The following is a 21,107-nucleotide window of genomic DNA, read 5'->3' on the forward strand; positions in this document are numbered from 1 at the left end:
CGTGCGGTGAACGGGCGCGCCGGGCGCCGCGGTGCCACGGGGAGCCGCCGGAGGGGCCCCGGGCGCCGGTCCGGCGCCCGGGGCCCCTGCGGCGCTACTTCACCGACCCCGCCATCACGCCCTGCACGAAGTGCCGCTGGAAGGCGAAGAACACGACCAGCGGCACGATCAGCGACAGGAAGGCGCCCGGCGCCAGCACGTCGATGTTGCTGCCGAACTGCCGGATCTGCGACTGGAGCTCCACGGTCAGCGGCTGGGCGGAGCTGTCGGCGAAGAGCAGCGCCACCAGCATGTCGTTCCACACCCACAGGAACTGGAAGATGGCGAGGCTGGCGATGGCGGGCCGGCCCACCGGCAGCACGAGCCGGGTGAAGATCCGCCACTCGCTGCCGCCGTCCATGCGGGCCGCCTCCAGCATCTCCTTGGGCATCTCGGCGAAGTAGTTCCGCAGCAGGAACACCGCGAACGGCAGCCCGTACGCCACGTGGAAGAGCACCACGCCGGGGATCGTGCCGAACAGGCCGAGCTGGCCGAAGAGCTTGGCGACGGGCAGCAGGCCGACCTGCACGGGCACCACCAGCAGGGCCACCACGACCAGGAAGACGGCGTCCCGGCCCGGGAAGTCCAGCCAGGCGAAGGCGTATCCGGCGAGCGCCGCGACGACCACGACCAGCACGGTCGTCGGCACCGAGATCAGCACCGTGTTCCAGAAGGCCCGGGTGATCCCGCTGTTGTCCAGCAGCGCCGCGTAGTTGTCGAAGGAGAGCCGGCCGGGGCTGGTGAACACCGTCCACCAGCCGCCCTCGGCGGTGTCCTCGGCGGACCGCAGGGACGACAGGAACAGCCCGGCCAGCGGGGTCATCCACACCAGCCCGACCACCACGAGGAAGGCCTGGACGACCCCGTTGGCCAGGGAGCGCCGGACGGTGTTCATCGCTGACTCCTTCGGAAGCGGCGGACGTTGAAGACCATGGCCGGGATCACCAGCAGCAGGAGCAGCACGCCCAGGGCGCTGCCCAGCCCCTGGTTGTTGCCGCCGCCGAACGACACCAGCCACATCTGGGTCGCCAGCACGGTGGCGTCCTCCTGCACGGGCCCGGGAGCGATGATGTAGACGAGGTCGAAGACCTTCATCACGTTGATCACCAGGGTCACGAACACCACCGTCAGCACCGGCGCGAGCAGCGGGACGGTGATCCTGCGGAAGATCTGCCACTCGTTGGCGCCGTCCATCCGCGCCGCCTCCAGCGCGTCCCGCGGCAGCGTCGACAGCCCCGCGCCGATCAGCACCATCGCGAAGCCGGTCCAGATCCACAGGTAGGCCCCGATGATCGCGGGCGTGACGAGCGTCGGCCCGAGCCAGGAGACGCCCTCGTAGGGCGGGGCGAAGTTCGCGGCGGGGAGCCGGACGGTGTACGAGCCGTCGGCCAGGTCCGCGAAGCGGAAGGAGCCGTCGGACGCGGTGGTCGTGGAGACGACCGCCCTGCCGTCGCGCACCGCCTCGACCCTCATCTCCGGCAGCCCGCTCTCCCGCCGGTCGACCACGCCCTGCTCCCCTCCCCCGCCGGGCGTGAAGTCGAGGTACACCACGCCGCGCAGCTCACCGGGGCCGGCCGTGCGCGCGGCGGCCCCGTACGCGGGTTCGGCGCCGGCGGGCAGGTCCTTCGGCTGCACGCCGACCAGGCCGAGTGCCACCGTGTCGCCCGGCGACACGCCGGCGGCCGTCCGGTACGAGCCGTCCGCCTCCTTCGTCAGCCCCTGCCCGTCCCGGGCCCGGGCCGTCGGGTAGGAGGAGGTGCCCTCGAAGGCGTCGTGGACGGCGACCACGGCGGCGTTCAGCACGCCCTTGTCCGGGTCCTCGTCGTAGGCGAGCCGGAAGATGATGCCCGCGGCGAGGAAGGAGACCGCCATCGGCATGAACAGCAGCAGCTTGAAGGCGGTGGCCCAGCGGACCTTCTCGACGAGGACGGCCAGGATCAGTCCGAGGCCGGTCAGCAGCGTCGGCGCGACGACGACCCAGACGGCCGTGTTGCGGATGGCCTTGAGCGTCGCCGGGTCGCGGAACATCTCGGCGTAGTTCTCGCCGCCCACGAAGCGGGTGCCGGAGGCGTCGAAGAAGCTGCGGCCGACGGAGAACAGCACCGGGTAGACGACGAGCGCGCCCAGCAGGAGCAGCGCGGGCAGGGCGAAGAGCAGGGCGACGACCCGTCCCCGCCGCCGCGGGCGCCGGATGGTCCCGGCGCCGGCGGCGGCCGGCGGGCTCGTCTCTTTCACGAGCGTGGTCGTCATGTCAGCCCCGGTACGCCTTGGCCGCCGCGGCCTCCAGCTTCGCCGCCGTGGCCTTCGGGTCGGACGGGTCGCGCAGGAAGTCCTGCAGCAGCTTCCACTCGCCGGCGCCCTTGGTGCCGCCGAAGGCCGCCGGGGCCTGGTCGGACATGTCGAAGCGGACCGAGTCCCCGGCCTTCACGAGGGACTCGGCGGTGGCCCGGGTGACGTCGTCGCCGTACGAGGCGAGGTCGAGCTTCCGGTTCGGGGAGAGGAAGCCGCCCGCCTCGGCCCACACGGCGGCGGCCTCCGGGGTGGCCAGGTACTCCAGGAGCGCCTGGGCGGCCTTCTGGTTCCTGCCGTCCTTCAGGACGACGGCCGCGTCGCCGCCGCTGACCACCGGCGCCTTGCCGTCGCCGACCGCGGGGAACGGGAAGAAGTCCGCCTCCTCGCCGATCGACTTGCCGAACTGGTCCTTGGCGACGCCGGCGACGAAGTCGCCCTCGTAGACCATGCCGGCCTCGGGCTTCGGCCCGAACACCTTCTCCACCGAGCCGGGGAAGTCGGTGTTCAGGGCGCCCTTCTGGCCGCCCGCGATCAGCTGCTTGTCCTTGAAGAGCTTGCCGAGCGTGGTGAGCGCCTCGACCACGGAGGCGTCGGTCCACTTCAGCTCGTGCGCGGCGAGGGCGTCGTACTTCTCGGGGCCGGCCTGGGAGAGGTAGATGTTCTCGAACCAGTCGGTGAGGGTCCAGCCGTCCTGTCCGGCGACCGAGAACGCGGCGAGCCCGGAGTCGGAGACGGTCCGCCCGGCCTCCAGCATCTCGTCGTACGTCTTCGGCGGCTCCACCCCGGCCTGGGCGAGGGCGTCGGGGCTGTACCAGACGGTCGACTTGTGGGCGGCCTTGAAGTACAGGCCGTACAGGGTGCCGTCGACGCTGCCGTAGTCCTTCCAGACGCTCGCGTAGTTGGCGTCCACGGCCTGCCGCGTCTTCGGCGACAGCGGCTTGAGCCAGCCCTGCTTCGCGAACTGCTGGAGCACGCCGACCTGCGGGACCATCACGACGTCGGGGGCGTTGCCGCCCTCGATCTTGCTGCCGACGACGGTGGAGACGTTGTCCCCGGTGGACACGAACTGCGTCTTGGCGCCGGTCTTCTCGGTGAAGGCGTCCAGCACCTTCTGGAAGTTCCGCTGCTCGGTGCCGGACCAGACACCGGCCACCGTGACCGTCTGGCCGCTCAGCGCCTTGTCGCCGCCGGCGGCGGTGACGGGGCCGCCGCCGCAGGCGGTCGCGCCGAGCGCCAGGGCGAGCGCGGTGCAGCTCGTGAGCAGGGTGGTACGTCGTCGCATCATCGTTGATGTCCCTTCGGTGGGATGGGAGGTGACGGTGGCTCGGCGGTCTCAGAGGTCGGTGATCCACCAGGCCGCCGTCGAGCCGGGCAGCACCCCGGCCTGGCAGGGGGCGCTGGCGAGCAGCGGGGTGCCGGGGACCGGCGCGGGCGTGGGGGCGGTGCCGAAGTTCACGGCGCACACCAGGTCGTCGCCGCGGACGAAGGCCAGGACGCCCGGCGGGGTCTCCAGCCAGCGCAGCGTGCCCTCGCCCAGCTGGGGCAGCGCGGCGCGCAGTTGCAGGCCGTCGCGGTACAGGTGCCAGAAGGAGCGGGTGTCGGCGAGGGCCCGGTCGGTGGCGTACTCGGCGAAGTAGTCGGGCTGCGGCAGCCAGGGGCGGGCGTCCTCGGCGCCGGAGGTGAAGCCGAACGGCGAGGCCTGCCCCGACCACGGCAGCGGCACCCGGCAGCCGTCGCGGATCCGGGCGCGGCTGCCGGTGCGGCGGAAGATGGGGTCGGTGAGCACGTCGTCGGGCAGGTCGACGACCTCGGGCAGGCCCAGCTCCTCGCCCTGGTAGATGTACGCGGCTCCGGGCAGCGCCAGCATCAGCAGCGCGGCGGCGCGGGCGCGGGCGGCGCCCAGTCCGCTGCCCTGCGGGGTGGGCTCGCCGTAGCGGGTGACGGTGCGGACCTGGTCGTGGTTGTTGAGGACCCAGGTGACCGTGGAGCCGGTGCCGGCGATGTCCTCCATCGCCTCGGAGATGACCTTGCGGAAGGCGTCCGGGTCCCAGGGGGCGCTGAGCAGGTCGAAGAAGAAGGCCTGGTGCAGCTCGTCCGGGCGGACGTACTTGGCGTGCTCGCGGGCGGTGGGCACGGACACCTCGCCGACCAGCAGGCGCTCGCGGCCGTCGCGGGCGGTGTACTCCTCGCAGATCGACCGCCAGCGCCGCCACACGTCGTGCACCTCGGGCTGGTTCCAGGCGAGCGGGTTGACCGAGTCGCGGGTGCGGGCGTCGGCCTCCGGGTCGTCGGAGTCGGGCAGGCCGGGGTGCTTGAACAGGCCGGCGGCGACGTCGATGCGGAAGCCGTCCACGCCCCGGTCCAGCCAGAAGCGCAGGATGCGGTCGAACTCGGCGGCCACGGCGGGGTTGCGCCAGTTCCAGTCCGGCTGCTCGGGCGTGAACATGTGCAGGTACCACTGGCCGGGCCGCCCGTCGGCCTCGGTGACCCGGGTCCAGGCCGGGCCGCCGAACATGGCGTGCCAGTTGTTGGGCGGCTCGCCGCCGTCCGGGCCGCGGCCGTCGGCGAAGTGGAAGCGGGCGCGGGCCGGGCTGCCGGGCGGGGAGGCCAGCGCCTCACGGAACCAGGGGTGCTCGCTGGAGCAGTGGTTGGGGACGATGTCCAGCAGCACCTTGATGCCGAGCCGGTGGGCGGCCGCGACCAGCAGGTCGAACTCGGTGAGGTCGCCGAAGACCGGGTCGACGTCGCAGTAGTCCGCCACGTCGTAGCCGTGGTCGTGCTGCGGCGAGGGATAGAAGGGGCTCAGCCAGATCCCGTCGACGCCCAGCTTCTTCAGGTACGGCAGCCCGGCCCGGACCCCGGCGAGATCGCCGATGCCGTCGCCGGTGCTGTCCAGGAAGCTGCGGACGTACACCTGGTAGATCACTGCGTCGCGCCACCAGTGGCGGGTGTCGATGCGCTGGAGACTCACCCCGTCGGCCTGTCTGTGCGTGCGGAAGCCCGGGCGTGCGCGCTCCGGACTGACGGTTATGCATTCATGTTAAGTAGGCGTGTCGTGAAGGTGTCAACGAACAGCGCGCAGATACCGGGAATTGGAGGGTGAGGGATGCGGACTTATGACGGCATTTCACCCTCGGAGGAGACGTCTCCGTTACTTAACAAGCAACTAGCGGGGAGGGTAGGGGCTAGCGGCGGGAGATCGCGGCCAGCTCGCGCGCCAGCCTGCGCACCGCGGCCTCGGGCGTCTGGCGCCCGGTCATCGCGTCGTGCACGACCGCCTGCACCGCGAGGCTGACCTGGTCGTAGCGCGGGCTCTTGGGGCGCGGCGCGGCGGCCAGCACGCTCTCCCGCAGGGTCGGCAGGTAGGGGTAGTCGCGGACGAGTCCGGGGTCCTCGTACAGATCGGCGCGCACCGGCGGCAGCGCGCCGCGGGTGAGCACCTGGCGCTGGACGCGCTCGCTGGTCAGGTACGCGATCAGGCGCGCGGCCGAGTCGGGGTGCCGGGCGTGCGCGCTGACGGCCAGGTTGGAGCCGCCGAGGACGCTCGTCCCCGGCCCGTCCGGTCCCGGCAGCGGCACGGCGCCGACCTTCCCGGCGACCTTCGAGCCCGCGGCGGAGGCGCCGACGTAGGCGTACGGCCAGTTGCGCAGGAAGAGCAGCCGGCCGTCCAGGAAGGCCTGCTTGGACTCCTCCTCCTTGTACGTCAGCGCTTCCCGCGGTATCCAGCCCGCGCGCACCCCGCGGGCGAGGAACCCGATGCCCTCGCGGGCCGCCGCCGAGTCGACGGTGACGCGCTCGCCCTCGTCGCCGAGGATCGTGCCGCCCGCCGAGTAGACGGCCTCGGCCGCGTTGACGGTGAGTCCCTCGTAGGGGAGGAACTGGCCGGCGTAGCCGCCGAGCCCGTGCCTCGGGGCGATGGTCCTCGCCTGCCGCTCCAGCTCGGCCCAGGTGCGCGGCGGCGGAACGCCCTCCGCGGCGAGGACGTCCTTGCGGTACAGCAGCAGACCGGCGTTGGTGACGTACGGGACGGCGTACAGCCGCCCGTCGTAGGTCGCGGTGCCGACGACCGGCGGCAGGAAGGCGTCGAGGGGGAAGCGGTCGCGCGGCAGGGGCCGTATCCAGCCCGCCGCGGCGAACTCCGACGTCCAGTTGACGTCGATGTTGAGCACGTCGAACCGGCCGCGGCCGCCGCGCAGGTCGGTGACCATCTGCGCGTGGGTCTCGTCGGCGGAGTCGGGCAGTTCGACGAGGGTGACCCTCTCCCCGGGACGGGCGCGGTTCCAGCCCTCCAGCAGGGGGCCGAGATAGCCGGTGAGGTCGCCGGCGGTGGCCAGGGTGAGCGGGCCGCGGCCCGGCCGGTCGTCGGCACGGGCGCCCGAGGCGACGTATCCGGTCAGGACGACGACGAGAACGAGGAGGCCCCTACCCGCGGCACGCATCCACCGCATAGGTTCCTCCCTGTACACCGGCCGCGGGCGCCTTCGCCCGCAGTCAGAGGCCATGTATACCTGTTAGGTATGGGCGATACTAGGGCCTGGCACACATTACGGAGGACAGGAGGACTGCACGCGTGCGCCTGCCCCTCCTGGCACTCCTCGCCCGCGGCCCCGCCCACGGCTACGAGCTGAAGCAGGACCTTGAGCAACTGCTGGGCTCCGCGTACCCTCAGCCGAACGTCGGCCAGATCTACGTCACCCTCGGCCGCCTCGAGAAACAGGGACTGATCGAGGGCGAGGACGTCGAGCAGTCCAGCCGGCCCAACAAGAAGGTCTACCACCTCACCGACGCCGGGCGGGCGGCGCTGCGCGCCTGGTTCGAGGAACCCGAGGACGAGCCGCGGGTGCGGGACGAGTTCTTCATGAAGCTGGCCCTGGCCCCGCAGACCGGTCTCGCCGACCAGATCGCCCTCATCAACAAGCAGCGGCGCCAGTACCTCAACACGATGCGGCAGCTGTCGCGGCTGGCTGCCGCCGAAGACCGGGACAACCGCATCGCCCATCTGCTGATCGAGGGCGCGATGCTGCACCTGCAGGCCGACCTCGACTGGCTGGAGCGGTGCCAGGAAGAGCTGGAGGAGCTGGAGTGAGCGAGGGCCCCCCTCCCGTGCTGCGCGCCGAGGGCCTGGTCAAGACGCACCACGGCGAGGGCGCGCCCGCCCATGCCGTGCGCGGGGTCGACCTGTGCCTGGAACGGGGCGAGTTCGTGGCGGTCACCGGCCCGTCCGGCGCCGGCAAGTCGACGCTGCTGCACCTGCTCGGCGGGCTCCAGCGGCCCGACGCCGGCCGCATCTGGCTGGACGGCGAGTGCACGGACGGCTACGGCGAGGCCCGCTGGGCCGTGGAGCGCCGCAAGCGCATCGGGATCGTCTTCCAGTTCTTCAACCTGGTGTCGAACCTGTCCGTCGCCGACAACGTGGAGCTGCCCGCCCTGCTCGCCGGGGTCCCGCCGAAGCGGGCGCGGGCCGAGCGGGAGGAGCTGCTGGCCGAACTGGGGCTCGCGGGCAAGGAGCGCAGCATGCCGGGCGAGCTGTCCGGCGGTGAGCAGCAGCGGGTCGCGCTCGCCCGGGCCCTGGTCAACCATCCGCCGCTGCTGCTGGCCGACGAGCCCGCGGGCAGCCTGGACAGCCGGGGCACCCGCGAGGTGATGCGGCTGCTGTCCCGCTTCCACCAGCGCGGCCAGACGATCCTGCTGGTCACCCATGACGCCCGGCTGGCGAGCGCCGCGGACCGGGTGATCAGCTTCTTCGACGGGCGGATCGTGGACGACGCGGAGCTGGACGGCGGTCCGCCGCCGCGCCGCTCGGGCATCTCCGGCGTGCTGGAGCTCAGGGACTGACATGCGGGTGTACGACCGTGGCCGCGCCGTGTGCGGGCCGAGGGGCTGAGGCCGGTGCGAGCCACCCTGCGCTGGGCGCACTCCGATCTGCGCACGCACCGCGGCGAGGCGCTGTTCCTGGTCCTCGCCACGGCGGGCATCGTCGTGTCGCTGCTGCTGGCCACGGCCCTGTTCGGGTACGCGACCAACCCCTGGCAGCGCGTCTTCGCCCAGGCGCGCGGCGCCCACGTGTGGCTGCACACCGACGCCGCCGCCGACACCCGGAAGCTGGCGGCGCTGGACGGCGTCGAGTCCGTCGCCGGCCCCTACCCCGTCGCCTCCGTCACGGTCGCCTCGCGCGGCACGCGGGCCTCGGTCGAACTGCGCGGCACCTCCGCCGAGCCGCCGCCCGTCGGCCGCCCGCTGCTCACCTCCGGGCGCTGGCTGGCGGCCGCCGCCCCGAACGGCGTGGTCCTGGAGAGCCGGCTCGCCCGCACCCTGCTGGCCCAGCCCGGCGACACGCTCACCGTGCCCGGCACCGCACGGGAGCTGACCGTCGTGGGCGTCGCCGACAGCGCCGAGCCCCGCTACCGGCCGGGTGAGCGGCCGGGGCTGGTGTGGGCGCTGCCGTCCGCCGTGCCCGGCCCCGGCGGGCAGGTGATCGGGCTGCGGCTGGCGGACCCCGGCGACACGGACTACGCCGTCCAGCGCGCCGTGACCGTGCTGGGCGCCGGGGCCATCGGCGAGGTCTCCACCTGGACGCAGGCCCGCGCCGAGGCCCAGGGCGACAACCGGCTGCTCGGGCAGGTGCTGGGCCTGTTCGGGCTGGGGGCGCTGGCCGCCGCCGGGTTCGCCGTGCACGGGGCGATCGGCACCCGGATCCGCGGCCATCTGCGGGACATCTCGGTGCTGAAGGCGATCGGCTTCACCCCGGGCCAGGTCGTCCGCGTCTTCCTGCTGCAGCACCTCGCCTACGCGCTGCTGGGCGCCGCGGCCGCCGCCGCGCTCACCGAGACGCTGGGCAGCCGTGTCCCGGGGCGGCTCGGCGACGCGGTCGGCGTGTGGCAGGGGCTGCCCGGGCACACGCCGGCCCTGTGCGCGGTGCCGGTGGGGGCGGTGCTGTTCATCGGCGCGACCACCGGGCTCGCCGCGTGGCGGGCGGGACGGGTGCCGCCGGTGCCGGTGCCGCGGCCCGCGGGGCCGCCGGGCGGACGGCTGTCGGGGACGGCGCGCCGGGCGCTGGGCCTGCGGGTGCCGCCCGCGCTGGTCCTGGGCTGGCACAAGGCGTTCACACGCCGCCCGCGTTCGCTGGGCACGGTCGTCCGGCTGGCCCTGCCGCTGCTGCTGATCGTGGTGGCGATGAGCGCGTGGACCACCATCGACCGCTTCCACAGCAGGCCCGAGCAGGTCGGCCTGCCCGCCGCGCTCACCGTCCACGCGGACACCGGCCTGGGCGACGGGGAGGTGCGCGCCCTGCTGGAACGCGATCCGCAGGTCGCCGCCGCCCACCCGGGCGTCGAGGTCGCCGCCCTGGTCCCGGGCCAGACGGCGACCATCGCCCTGCGCGGCCTCGGCACCCGCGCGGACCCCTACCCGTACACCCTGGCCGAGGGCCGGCCCGCGCGCGGACCCGACGAGGCGGTGGCCGGGCAGGGGCTGCTCGACCTGCTGGACGTGCGCGTCGGCGACTGGGTGCGGATGACCGTCGGCGAGCGGCCGCAGATCCTGCACATCGTGGGCCGCAGCATCGAGCCGGAGAACGCCGGCCGGGTCGTCTCCACCTCCCTCGACACCCTCCGCGAGAACGACCCCGGTCTCGGTCCGAGCTTCTACCAGCTCCGCCTGGACCCGGGCGCCGATCCGCACCGGGTCGCCGACCGGCTCGCCGCGGCCGGGCGCGGCCACCTCGACGTGCACACCGTCACCAACCCGGCCGACGGGCTCTCCCCCCTGCGCGGCGTCGTCCTCGGCCTGATCGCCGTCCTCGCCCTCATCGGCCTCATCGAGCTGCTGACGGCGATCGGCGGCACCGTACGGGAGAGCGAACGCGATCTGCTGGCCCTGAAGGCGATCGGCCTGTCCCCCCGGCAGATCACCGCGATCACCGTCACCGCCACCGGCTGCACGGCCCTGGCGGCCGTGCTCGTCGCCCTCGCCCTGGGGCCGCCGCTCGCGCACTGGCTGATCGACGCCCAGGGCAGGTCGAGCGGCATCGGCGCCGGCATCGCCCAGGGCCCCTCCCCCGCGCTCCTGGTGCTCCTGGGCGCCGCCGCCGTCCTCGGCGCGAGCGCCCTCGCCGCCCTCCCGGCGTCCCGCGCGGCCCGCCGGCGCCTCGCGGACACCCTGACCGCGGTCGCCTGACCGGCGGCCGCGCGGGTCCGGGCCGGCTCCCGGGAGCGGGCGGCGTCGCCGCCCGCTCCCGCCCCCCGGGCCGTCGGCGGTCACTGCCGCCCGCGCAGCTCCCGGTAGGCGGCGACCAGGGCCTTGGTGGAGGCGTCCAGGCCCGGCACCTCGGCGCCCTCGGTCAGCGCGGGCTCGACGCGCTTGGCGAGGACCTTGCCGAGCTCGACGCCCCACTGGTCGAAGGAGTCGATGTTCCAGATCGCGCCCTGCACGAACACCTTGTGCTCGTAGAGGGCGACCAACTGGCCGAGGACCGACGGGGTCAGCTCGCGCGCGAGGATCGTGGTCGTCGGGTGGTTGCCCTTGAACGTCTTGTGCGGCACCAGCTCCTCCGGCACCCCCTCCGCCCGCACCTCGTCCGGCGTCTTGCCGAACGCCAGCGCCTGCGTCTGCGCGAAGAAGTTCGCCATCAGCAGGTCGTGCTGCGCCTTGAGCCCGTCGCTCAGCTCGGCGACCGGCTCGGCGAAGCCGATGAAGTCCGCCGGGATCAGCTTCGTGCCCTGGTGGATGAGCTGGTAGTAGGCGTGCTGCCCGTTGGTGCCCGGCGTGCCCCACACGACGGGCCCGGTCTCCCACGCGACCTCCCGCCCGTCCCGGCCGACGTACTTGCCGTTGGACTCCATGTCCAGCTGCTGCAGATAGGCGGTGAACTTCGACAGGTAGTGGCTGTAGGGCAGCACCGCGTGCGACTGGGCACCGTGGAAGTTGCCGTACCAGATGCCCAGCAGGCCCAGCAGCAGCGGCACGTTGGACTCGGCGGGGGCGGTGCGGAAGTGCTCGTCGACGAGGCGGAAGCCGTCGAGCATCTCCCGGAACCGGTCCGGCCCGATGGCGATCATCAGCGACAGGCCGATGGCGGAGTCGTACGAGTACCGGCCGCCGACCCAGTCCCAGAACTCGAACATGTTGGCCGTGTCGATGCCGAACTCGGCGACCTTCCCGGCGTTCGTCGACAGGGCGACGAAGTGCTTCGCGACGGCCTCCTGGCCCGCGCCCAGCCCGCTCAGCAGCCAGTCACGGGCCGAGGCGGCGTTGGTGATGGTCTCGATGGTGGTGAACGTCTTGGAGGCGATGACGAACAGCGTCTCGGCCGGGTCGAGGTCACGGGTGGCCTCGTGCAGGTCGGCGCCGTCGACGTTGGAGACGAACCGGACCGTCAGGGAGCGGTCGGTGTAGCTGCGCAGCACCTCGTACGCCATCGCCGGGCCCAGGTCGGAGCCGCCGATGCCGACGTTGACGACGTTCCTGATGCGCTTGCCGGTGTGGCCGGTCCACGCGCCGGAGCGGACCCGCTCGGCGAAGTCGGCCATCCTGTCCAGCACGGCGTGCACGCCGGGCACGACGTTCTCCCCGTCGACCTCGATCACCGCGTCGCGCGGCGCCCGGAGCGCGGTGTGCAGCACGGCCCGGTTCTCGGTCGTGTTGATCCTCTCCCCGCGGAACATCGCGTCCCGCAGGCCGAAGACGTCGGTGGCGGCGGCCAGTTCCCGCAGCAGCCGCAGCGTCTCGTCGGTGACCAGGTGCTTGGAGTAGTCGACGTACAGGTCGCCGACCCGGAGCGTGTAGCCGGCGCCGCGGCCGGGGTCGGCGGCGAACAGCTCGCGCAGCTGCACCTCGCCCAGCTCCTCGCGGTGCTTGGCCAGCGCGGTCCACTCGGGCCTCTGGTCGAGCCTGGTACGGCCGTCTGCGTTCATCTCGTACTCCAGCCTTCTTCCTTGCCTGCCTGTGCTGCGTACCTTGTCCCGCTGCCGGTCCCAACCTAGTTGATCAGCGCCCGGTGTGAGCCGTCGTGGCGTCGTCGTGCGGTGCAACAGCAGGTACGTCCGGCTTGCGCGCGGGTGTCAGGGCGGTGACGGACAGCGCGAAGAAGGCGGCGGCGAGCAGGGCCGGGGTGTGCGCTCCCCAGGCCGTGGCGGCGGACCCGCCCAGCAGCGCGCCGAGCGGTGCCCCGGCCACCGCGAGGGTCCGGTGGGCCGAGCCGACCCGGCCGAGCGCCCCGGCGGGGCTGCGCTGCTGCATCAGGGTGGTCGTGCTGACGTTCCACACCATGCCCATGAACCCGAACACGGCCATGGCGGCCACCAGCGCGGCCAGGCTGCGCACCGTCCCCATGACCACGAGCGCGGCGGTCTGCACGCAGCCGGCGAGCAGCACCCCGCGCACCCGCCCGACGCGGGCCACGAGCCGCCGGTCGGCCGCTCCTCCGGCCAGGCTGCCGAGGGTGTACGCGGTCGTCGCCGCCGCGTACCCCGCGCTGCCCGCGTGCAGACGGTCGGTCACCAGGAGCACCAGAGTGGCGACGAGGGCGCCCATGCCGATGTTGCACAGCGCGGTGGCGGCGCACAGTCCGCGCAGGACCCTGTCCCGTATCAGGATGCGCAGCCCGTCCGCGATCTCCCGGCGCAGTGTGCCGCCCGAGGGGCGGACCGCCCGCTCGGGCGCGGTGGTCCGCACCGAGGCCACCAGCGCGGCGGCCGACAGGAAGGTGGCGGCGTCGACCGCGAAGGGCACGGCGGCCCCCGCCGCCAGCAGCAGCGGCACGACCGGCCCGCCGAGCAGGCCGCCCGCGATGCGCTGACCGGACATCAGCCGCGCGTTGGCGCTGCCGAGCGCGTCGGGGCCGACCAGGGAGGGCAGCAGGGCGGTGGCGGCGTTGTCGAAGAGGGTCTGGAGCGTGGTGAGGGCGAAGGCCAGCGCGACGAGCAGCCCGATCGAGACGTGACCGCAGGCGACGGCCACCGCGAACGCCGCGACCAGCAGCCCCCGTACCGCGTCCACCGCCCACATCGCGCGCCGCTGGTCCACGCGGTCGGCGACGGCGCCGCCGAGCAGTCCGAAGAGGAGCCACGGCAGATAACCGCAGGCGGTGACGGACACGACGAGCAGCGGCTCGTCGGTCAGCGACACGGCCAGCAGGGGCAGCGCGGCCGTGCGCAGCGCGTCACCGAAGCTGGAGAGCACGGCGGCGCTCCACAGCCGTCCGAATCCCCCACGCCACGCGGGCGCACGCCCGCCTTCCGTCTCGACCGCCGCCACGACTCCCCCTACGGTTCGCCCGATGCACACACCGTAGGGGGCGCCACTGACAACCGGCCCCGGGCGGCCGGGAACAGCTCCGGCCAGACACCTCTCGATGCCCGGCCGGGTCCTGAACTCCTAGATCTCGCCCCGCAGTTTGGCGAGCGCCTCGGCGAGGATCGCCTCGCCGTCCGCGTCGCTGCGGCGCTCCCGCACGTACGCCAGGTGCGTCTTGTACGGCTCGGTGCGCGGCGGGTCCGGCGGGTTGTCCCGGTCCTGTCCGGCCGGGAAGCCGCAGCGGGGGCAGTCCCAGGTGTCGGGGACCTGCGCGTCGCTGGCGAAGCTCGGCTGTGTCTCGTGCCCGTTGGAGCACCAGAAGGAGATGCGCAGACGCGGCGCGGACTCGCCGCGCTCGGCCTCGCCCATCGGCCCCGCCCCGACCCGGCTGCCTCGGATCGCGTTGCCACTTGCCACGGTCGTAACTCCCTGCGTGATGGTGCCGCGAAGCGAGTCGGCGTTTCGCTTCGCTGCGAGCGCCTCAGTCTACGTAAGGCCCAACGCGCGTCCAGTGATGGGAGTTACAGCCCCCGCACCCAGACGCACGCCCCATGATAGGCCGCGCAGGGCAGCGCGTACCGGACATGGGGCGTCGGGTGCAGCGGTGCGTGCCGCGAGGGCGGCACCGACCAGGGGTCCGCGGTCGGTGCGCCGGTCAGCTGTTCACCTTCATCAGGATCCCGAGCACGATGATGCACGCGAACCACAGCAGACCGACCACCACGGTGATCCGGTCGAGGTTGCGCTCGGCGACCGAGGAGCCGCCGACGGACGACTGCATGCCGCCACCGAACATGTCGGACAGGCCGCCGCCCTTCCCCTTGTGCATCAGCACCAGCAGCATCAGCAACAGGCTGAAGACGATCAGGGCGATCGAGAACCCCATAACCACGGCTGGACCAACTTCCTCGGATTCTGACGGACGACGGGGTCCAGCAGGCACTGCTGGACCCCGCAAGGGTACGACGTATCGCCGTTACCGCACACTCACTGGTCGCGGAAGCGCACGATCTTGACGAACTCGTCGGCGTCCAGCGAGGCGCCGCCGACCAGGGCTCCGTCGATGTCGGGCTGCGCCATGATCTCGGCGACGTTGCCGGACTTGACCGAGCCGCCGTACTGGACGCGGACCTTGTCGGCCACCTCCTGCGAGTACAGCTCGGCGACCTTGGCGCGGACGGCGGCGCAGACCTCCTGGGCGTCCTCGGCGCCGCAGACCTTGCCGGTGCCGATGGCCCAGACCGGCTCGTAGGCGATCACGATCGTCTCGGCCTGCTCGGCCGGGAGGTCCTTCAGACCGCCCTCGACCTGGGCGAGGGTGTGCGCGACGTGGTTGCCCGCCTCGCGCACCTCCAGCTCCTCGCCGACGCACAGGATCGGGGTCAGGCCGTGCTTGTAGGCGGCCTTGACCTTGGCGTTCACCAGCTCGTCGGTCTCGTTGTGGTACTGGCGGCGCTCGCTGTGGCCGATCACCACGTACGTGCACTTCAGCTTGGCCAGCATCGGGCCGGAGATCTCGCCGGTGTAGGCGCCGCCGTCGTGCGCCGAGATGTCCTGGGCGCCGTACTTGATGCGGAGCTTGTCGCCGTCGACCAGGGTCTGCACGGAGCGCAGGTCGGTGAAGGGCGGCAGGACGGCGACCTCGACGGCCTCGTAGTCCTTGTCGGCCAGGGCGAAGGCGAGCTTCTGGACGTGGGCGATGGCCTCCAGGTGGTTGAGGTTCATCTTCCAGTTGCCCGCCATCAGCGGCGTGCGCGTGCTCATAAAGGGTCAGTCCTCCAGTGCGGCGAGGCCGGGGAGCGTCTTGCCCTCGAGGTATTCGAGGGAGGCGCCGCCACCGGTCGAGATGTGGCCGAATGCCTGCTCGTCGAAGCCCAGGGTGCGCACGGCGGCGGCGGAGTCGCCGCCGCCGACCACGGTGAAGCCCTGGGAGTCGACGAGGGCCTGGGCGACCGCCTTGGTGCCCTCGGCGTAGTCGGGGTGCTCGAAGACGCCCATGGGGCCGTTCCAGAAGACGGTGGCGGCGTCGGCGAGCTTCGAGGCGTACAGCTTGCGGGTCTCGGGGCCGATGTCCAGACCCTCCTGGTCGGCGGGGATGGCGTCCGCGGCGACGACGGCGGGGTTGGCCGGCGCCTTGGTCTTCAGGTCCGGGAAGTCGGTCGAGACCAGCGCGTCGACCGGCAGGACCAGCTCGACGCCCTGCTTCTCGGCGCGCTCCAGGTACTCGGTGACGGCCGGGACCTGGTCCTCCTGCAGCAGGGACTTGCCGACCTCGTAGCCCTTGGCCTTGAGGAAGGTGTAGGCCATGCCGCCGCCGATGAGCAGGCGGTCGGCCCTGTCGAGCAGCTGGTCGATGACGGCGAGCTTGTCGGAGACCTTGGCGCCGCCGAGGGCGACGACGTACGGCCGCTCGACGTCCTCGGTGAGCTTCTTCAGGACGCCGACCTCGGTGGCGATGAGGTGGCCGGCGTAGTGCGGGAGCTTCTTCGGCAGGTCGAAGACCGAGGCGTGCTTGCGGTGCACCGCGCCGAAGCCGTCGCCCACGTAGACGTCCGCGAGGGCGGCGAGCCGGTCGGCGAAGGCGCCGCGGTCGGCGTCGTCCTTGGCGGTCTCGCCGGGGTTGAAGCGCAGGTTCTCCAGGACGGCGACCTGGCCGTCGGCGAGGCCGGAGACGGTGGACGTGGCGGACTCGCCGACCGTGTCCTCGGCGAACGCGACGTCGGCGCCGAGGAGTTCACCCAGGCGCGCGGCGGCGGGAGCGAGGGAGAAGGCCGGGTCCGGGGCGCCCTTGGGGCGGCCGAGGTGCGAGGCGACGACCACGCGGGCGCCCGCGTCCGCGAGGGCCTTGACGGTGGGCAGGACGGCGCGGATGCGGCCGTCGTCGGTGATGGCGGTGCCGTCGAGCGGCACGTTCAGGTCGGCGCGGACGAAGACCCGCTTGCCCGCGACGCCTTCGGAGAGCAGTTCGTCGATCGTCTTCATGGGGACTCCTGAGGGGCTCGTGATCGCTCGGAAGCGCTCGTGATCGAACAGGGCTGATCTGTACGTGAGTCAGGGCTCGGGCAGCGCGGTCGCGCGCTGCCCGAGCCCTGCTCTCACATCGAGGTGCCCGCTCTGTTCGGTCAGAGCTGGTCGCCGACGAAGACCGTCAGGTCGACGAGGCGGTTGGAGTAGCCCCACTCGTTGTCGTACCAGCCGATGACCTTCACGTTCTTGCCCTCCTGGACCATGGTCAGGGAGGAGTCGAAGGTGCAGGACGCCGGGGCGTTGACGATGTCGGAGGAGACGATCGGGTCCTCGGTGTACTCGAGGATGCCCTTGAGCTCGCCCTCGGCGGCCTTCTGGAAGGCGGCGTTGACCTCTTCCTTGGTGACCTCGCGGGACAGCTCGACGACGAGGTCGGTGACCGAGCCGGTCGGGACCGGGACGCGCATGGCCATGCCGTCCAGCTTGCCCTTGAGCTGCGGAAGGACCAGGGCGGTGGCCTTCGCGGCGCCGGTGGTCGTCGGGATGATGTTCTCGGCGGCGGCCCGGGCGCGGCGCAGGTCCTTGTGCGGGAAGTCCAGGATGCGCTGGTCGTTGGTGTAGGCGTGCACCGTCGTCATCAGGCCCTTGACGATGCCGAAGTTCTCGTCGAGGACCTTCGCCATCGGCGCCACGCAGTTGGTGGTGCAGGAGGCGTTGGAGATGACGTGGTGGTTCGCCGGGTCGTACTTGTCCTGGTTGACGCCCATCACGATGGTGACGTCTTCGTTCTTCGCCGGGGCGGAGATGATGACCTTCTTGGCGCCGCCGGCGAGGTGCTTCTCGGCGTCTTCCTTCTTGGTGAAGATGCCGGTGGACTCGATGACGACGTCGACGCCCAGCTCGCCCCACGGGATGTCGGCGGGGTTGCGCTCGGACAGGACCTTGATGGTCCTGCCGTCGACGGTGATGGTGTCCTCGGTGTGCGAGACCTCCTGCTTGAGGCGGCCGAGGATGGTGTCGTACTTCAGCAGGTGAGCGGTGGTCGCGGTGTCACCCAGGTCGTTGACAGCCACGATCTCGATGTCTGCACCCTGCTCCAGCAGCGCGCGGAAGTAGTTACGACCGATGCGGCCAAAGCCGTTGATGCCTACGCGGATCGTCACGAACCGATCTCCTCGTTGGTACGCCGGCTCTCGATGCCGGCGAGCTGTATGGGATGTCCCCGACCACCCCCGACCCTACCTCCCCGAGGCCGCCGGGGTGACATCGAGCGGCCCGTACACGGCGGTGCGGTCCGTACCCGCCGGTAGGGGTACGGACCGCCCGGACCGCGGGGGCCGACGGGGACCTGATTCACCCGATTTCGCTACGGAGAGTCAGTGCCCCTCGGCCGGTGTTTCACTCGTCCAGAGCCCTCAGAGCCGTGGCCAGGAGCGCCTTGCGGTCGGCCGCCGCGGGCAGGTGCTCCAGGCCGAAGCCCAGCAGCACGGTGTCGTCCGTGGTGACCGCTCCGTAGGTCCGGAACAGCGCCCCGGTGCGCGTCCAGTCCTTCAGGACGGCTGGGCTGCCCGCGGGCGGTCCGGCCGCCCGCCAGGCGCCCAGCGACGTCTCGAAGCCCTCCGTCTCCCGTGCGCTGCCGCCGACGACGAGCGAGACCTCGTCGGCGAGGACGCCGCGGCCGCCGGTGCCGGGGTCGGTGACGTAGCTGAGCGAGATCTCGACCGTCTTCCCGGCGTAGGCGCCGAGGTCGAAGCTCACCTGCTGCCAGCCGCCGGAGGCGCCGGTGAGGCTGTGCCACGACCCGGTGGTGCCGGTCGCGGTGCAGCCGCCCGGGGACACGGTCAGGTAGCGCTTCAGCCAGGGGTGCTCGCCGACGTAGGAGCCGCCCGCGCACTCCTCGGGCACGGCGGTGCCGGTGGCGCCGCCCGCCTCGGGCAGGGTGGTCCAGTCGTCGGCGCCGGCGGTGCGGGCCTCGACCAGGACGTGGTCGTAGCCGGGCTCGGTGTCCCACAGCAGCCGGGTGCGCAGGGCCGGCCGGTCGGCGGCGTCGACACCGGTGAGGTCGATGGTGCGGGTGAGGCGTTTGTAGGCGTCGTCGGTGTGGACGGCGGCCGCCATGGCCGTGCCCGCGTAGGGTCCGTACGGGTCGGCCGTCCCGTCGAAGCGGCCCGCGCCCGCGGCGGCGAACCGGGGGTACTCGTCCGCGGGCAGCTCGTCGGAGGTCACCCCGTAGGTGCCCGCCGCGTCCAGCGGGTTGCCGGGGGCGTCGCCGAGCGCGCCGGTGAAGCCGCCGAGCCTGCCGGAACCGGTGAAAGCGCGGGCCCCGGGGGTCGACGTACGGGTGTAGGCGCCCAGGTAGTACTGGCTGAAGTCGTCGGACAGGTTGCCGCCGCCGAGGTCGACGCTGCCGCCGGCCTGCTCGCCCGCCTCGATCAGCTTGCCGCCCTCGTTGAGGAAGGCGCGCAGTTCGAGCTGGGTGGCGACGCCCGGGACGGCCGCGCCCGTGTAGTGGATGACGGTGCCGAAGTGGCTCAGCACACCGAGCGCGTCGGGCGCGCCCCGGGCGGCCACGTCCCACACGGCCGCCCGGCGGCCGCCGGCCCTGAGCGCGTCGACGTACGTCCGGGCCCGGGTGGCGGCCGTGCCCTCCTCGGCGACCACGAGCACGTCCGCGCGCGGGCGCTCGGCCACGGTGTACGTGAAGTGCTCGCTGGAGACCTTCCGGCCGCTCGCCGTCTCGCCGGTGAACCACACCTCGACCTCGTCGCCCGGCGCGCCGTCCTCGACCTCGGCCCGGTACTCGTCGAAGTGGAGGTTGTCGTCCCCGCCGTAGGTCTCGCCGCCCTTCCACGGCCTGAGGGCCGTGTCCCGGACCCGGCCGCCGTTGACGCGGTACCTGAGCTCCTTGTCGCGCACCGCCTTGCGTACGACGACGGAGACCTCCTGGTCGGCGCCGCGCGCGTACGACGTGGTGAACGCGGCCGGGGTGAAGTCCGCGGCGCTCAGGCCGACCGCGGAGGACGGCCGGTCGGGGTGCGCGGCGGTCTCGGCGACGGAGAGCGCGAACGGGACGTTCCTGGCGAACTCCTGCTGGATCAGCTTCTCGTCGTCCGGGAAGGTGAAGATCGACCGGCAGTCGGCCGCCTTCCACCGGTCGTCCGGGTCGGCGTCCGAGGCGGTCTGGCAGGTCGACATCTCGGGGGTGAACATCGCCATGCCGTTGACGTTCGCCGCGTGACCGTCCGCCTCGCCGTTGGTGGTGTACAGCTCGGAGGAGACCTGCGGGTGGTAGCCCGGGATCGCGGAGTTGCCGGGCGTGCCGGCGAGCGCCCTGTACAGGACGTCGTCCGGGGTGTCGGTGGCCACCTGCCAGCCGACCCCGTAGAGGAGGAGTTCGGCGGCCGAGTGGTAGTTGATGCCGTACTCGAAGCCGATGCGCCGCTCGAAGGCGTCCAGCGCCCGGGTCTCGGGCTCGGAGCCGGGGCCGGCGCCGCGGTAGGTCTGGCTGGCGGGGTGGGGGGACGAACCCTCGTCGTCGTAGCCCCACTTGTAGGCGAAGTTGCGGTTGAGGTCGACGCCGTCGCCGGTGGAGATGACGCCGTCGCCGTTGACGTCCCGGAGGTTCTTGCGCCACAGGCGGGTGTCGTCGCTCTCGAAGGTGTAGTCGTAGCCGTCGGGGTTGGCCGACAGGACGAACCACAGCTCGGTGGAGTCGACGATCTTCCTGATGCGCTGGTCCGTCGTGTAGCGGTCCAGGTAGTGGTGCATCAGCCGCCGGGTCATCTCCGGGGTGATCCACTCGCGCGCGTGCTGGTTGGACAGGTACAGGACGGCGGGCTTGGAACCGTCCTCGGACTTCCTGGCGCCCTTGGTGAGCTTCAGGGCGAGGATGTCCTGGCCCCTGACGGTCCTGCCGATGGAGACGACCTTGGTGAGGCCGGGGTGCTGCCGGGCGGTCCGGAGGATCTCCTCCTTCAGGCCGCCGCTTCCGCCGTACGGGCGGAACACGCCCTCGGCGGCGTCCTCGACCCGGGCCTCGGCGCGGGCGGAGAGGGTGTGCTCGGCGAGGTCGACGCCCTGTTTCTCCAGCGTCCTCGCCTGCTGGTCGGTGAGGTGGACCTCGACGGTGGCCGTGCCCCGGTCGGGCACCTGCTCGCCGAGTTCGTGGCCGTCCTGGCCGGCCGCCAGCAGCAGCGGCACCTGTTTCCTGGTGACGTCGGCGCGGAAGACCTTGACCTCGCCGGTGTCGGGGACCTCACCGGTGCCGGAGCCGGATGCGGAGGAGGTGCCGGGTTGTGCCTGGGCGATGGGTGCGAGGCTCGCTCCGCCGATCAGGAGCGCGCCGACAGCGAGGATCGATCTCGCTCTTCGTCTCATGAACCCCCCTAGCGTGGGTCCGCCGCAGCAGCGAACAGGTGCCAGGCTCATGACACTTCATGATCGAGTCAAGGGTGCCTCGACGACACGTGAACGCCGGTGCCGATCACCCGAATGGACGTCCGCACCGGCGTTCCGGC

Annotated in this window: 16 protein-coding genes; 3 read left to right on the forward strand and 13 right to left on the reverse strand. The window is 72.5% G+C overall.

Annotated elements, in window-relative coordinates; genetic code table 11:
* Positions 1–94 precede the first annotated feature (94 nt).
* The 5 genes from ABD363_RS07455 to ABD363_RS07475 all read right to left on the reverse strand — a co-directional run bounded on the left by ABD363_RS07455 (position 95) and on the right by ABD363_RS07475 (position 6,779).
* Positions 95–934 (reverse strand): carbohydrate ABC transporter permease, encoded by an 840-nt coding sequence (locus ABD363_RS07455; RefSeq protein WP_344600882.1) that lies wholly within the window; start codon positions 932–934, stop codon positions 95–97.
* Positions 931–2,289 (reverse strand): ABC transporter permease subunit, encoded by a 1,359-nt coding sequence (locus ABD363_RS07460; RefSeq protein WP_344600884.1) that lies wholly within the window; start codon positions 2,287–2,289, stop codon positions 931–933. The genes ABD363_RS07455 and ABD363_RS07460 overlap by 4 nt, the downstream gene beginning before the upstream one ends.
* A gap of 1 nt (position 2,290) precedes the next feature.
* Entirely contained in the window at positions 2,291–3,616 is a 1,326-nt protein-coding gene (locus ABD363_RS07465) for an ABC transporter substrate-binding protein (protein WP_344600886.1), read from the reverse strand.
* 48 nt (positions 3,617–3,664) lie between these two features.
* Entirely contained in the window at positions 3,665–5,302 is a 1,638-nt protein-coding gene (locus ABD363_RS07470; protein ID WP_344600888.1) for a glycoside hydrolase family 13 protein, read from the reverse strand.
* A gap of 214 nt (positions 5,303–5,516) precedes the next feature.
* Complete coding sequence (locus ABD363_RS07475) at positions 5,517–6,779, reverse strand: ABC transporter substrate-binding protein (RefSeq protein WP_344600890.1); 1,263 nt, start codon at positions 6,777–6,779, stop codon at positions 5,517–5,519.
* Positions 6,780–6,901: 122 nt separating this feature from the next.
* Here ABD363_RS07475 and ABD363_RS07480 point away from each other — a divergent pair, with 122 nt between their 5' ends.
* The 3 genes from ABD363_RS07480 to ABD363_RS07490 are packed head-to-tail and all read left to right on the forward strand — an operon-like array spanning position 6,902 to position 10,506.
* Positions 6,902–7,417 (forward strand): PadR family transcriptional regulator, encoded by a 516-nt coding sequence (locus ABD363_RS07480; protein ID WP_344600892.1) that lies wholly within the window; start codon positions 6,902–6,904, stop codon positions 7,415–7,417.
* Positions 7,414–8,166 carry an ABC transporter ATP-binding protein gene (locus ABD363_RS07485; RefSeq protein ID WP_344600894.1) on the forward strand — a complete coding sequence of 251 codons (753 nt, stop codon included), beginning with the start codon at positions 7,414–7,416 and terminating at the stop codon, positions 8,164–8,166. Before ABD363_RS07480 ends, ABD363_RS07485 begins: the two co-directional genes overlap by 4 nt.
* 54 nt (positions 8,167–8,220) lie before the next feature.
* Positions 8,221–10,506, forward strand: a complete 2,286-nt coding sequence (locus ABD363_RS07490; RefSeq protein WP_344600896.1) for an ABC transporter permease — start codon at positions 8,221–8,223, stop codon at positions 10,504–10,506.
* A gap of 80 nt (positions 10,507–10,586) precedes the next feature.
* Here ABD363_RS07490 and pgi read toward each other — a convergent pair whose 3' ends face one another.
* The 8 genes from pgi to ABD363_RS07530 all read right to left on the reverse strand — a co-directional run bounded on the left by pgi (position 10,587) and on the right by ABD363_RS07530 (position 20,967).
* Positions 10,587–12,242, reverse strand: coding sequence for a glucose-6-phosphate isomerase (gene pgi / locus ABD363_RS07495; RefSeq protein WP_344600898.1), 1,656 nt, complete (start codon positions 12,240–12,242; stop codon positions 10,587–10,589).
* 73 nt (positions 12,243–12,315) lie between these two features.
* Entirely contained in the window at positions 12,316–13,584 is a 1,269-nt protein-coding gene (locus ABD363_RS07500) for an MFS transporter (protein WP_344600900.1), read from the reverse strand.
* Positions 13,585–13,704: 120 nt separating this feature from the next.
* Complete coding sequence (locus tag ABD363_RS07505; protein WP_003957010.1) at positions 13,705–14,040, reverse strand: RNA polymerase-binding protein RbpA; 336 nt, start codon at positions 14,038–14,040, stop codon at positions 13,705–13,707.
* A gap of 238 nt (positions 14,041–14,278) precedes the next feature.
* Complete coding sequence (gene secG, locus ABD363_RS07510; RefSeq protein WP_344601152.1) at positions 14,279–14,509, reverse strand: preprotein translocase subunit SecG; 231 nt, start codon at positions 14,507–14,509, stop codon at positions 14,279–14,281.
* Positions 14,510–14,610: 101 nt separating this feature from the next.
* On the reverse strand, positions 14,611–15,387 hold the full coding sequence (gene tpiA / locus ABD363_RS07515; RefSeq protein WP_344600902.1) for a triose-phosphate isomerase: 777 nt from the start codon (positions 15,385–15,387) through the stop codon (positions 14,611–14,613).
* Positions 15,388–15,393: 6 nt separating this feature from the next.
* Positions 15,394–16,605 (reverse strand): phosphoglycerate kinase, encoded by a 1,212-nt coding sequence (locus tag ABD363_RS07520; protein ID WP_344600904.1) that lies wholly within the window; start codon positions 16,603–16,605, stop codon positions 15,394–15,396.
* 140 nt (positions 16,606–16,745) lie between these two features.
* Entirely contained in the window at positions 16,746–17,753 is a 1,008-nt protein-coding gene (gene gap / locus ABD363_RS07525) for a type I glyceraldehyde-3-phosphate dehydrogenase (RefSeq protein WP_344600906.1), read from the reverse strand.
* A gap of 235 nt (positions 17,754–17,988) precedes the next feature.
* On the reverse strand, positions 17,989–20,967 hold the full coding sequence (locus tag ABD363_RS07530; RefSeq protein WP_344600908.1) for a M14 family metallopeptidase: 2,979 nt from the start codon (positions 20,965–20,967) through the stop codon (positions 17,989–17,991).
* Positions 20,968–21,107: the final 140 nt, after the last annotated feature.

The sequence above is a fragment of the Streptomyces glaucus genome (assembly GCF_039533365.1).
GTDB classification, from domain to species: domain Bacteria; phylum Actinomycetota; class Actinomycetes; order Streptomycetales; family Streptomycetaceae; genus Streptomyces; species Streptomyces glaucus.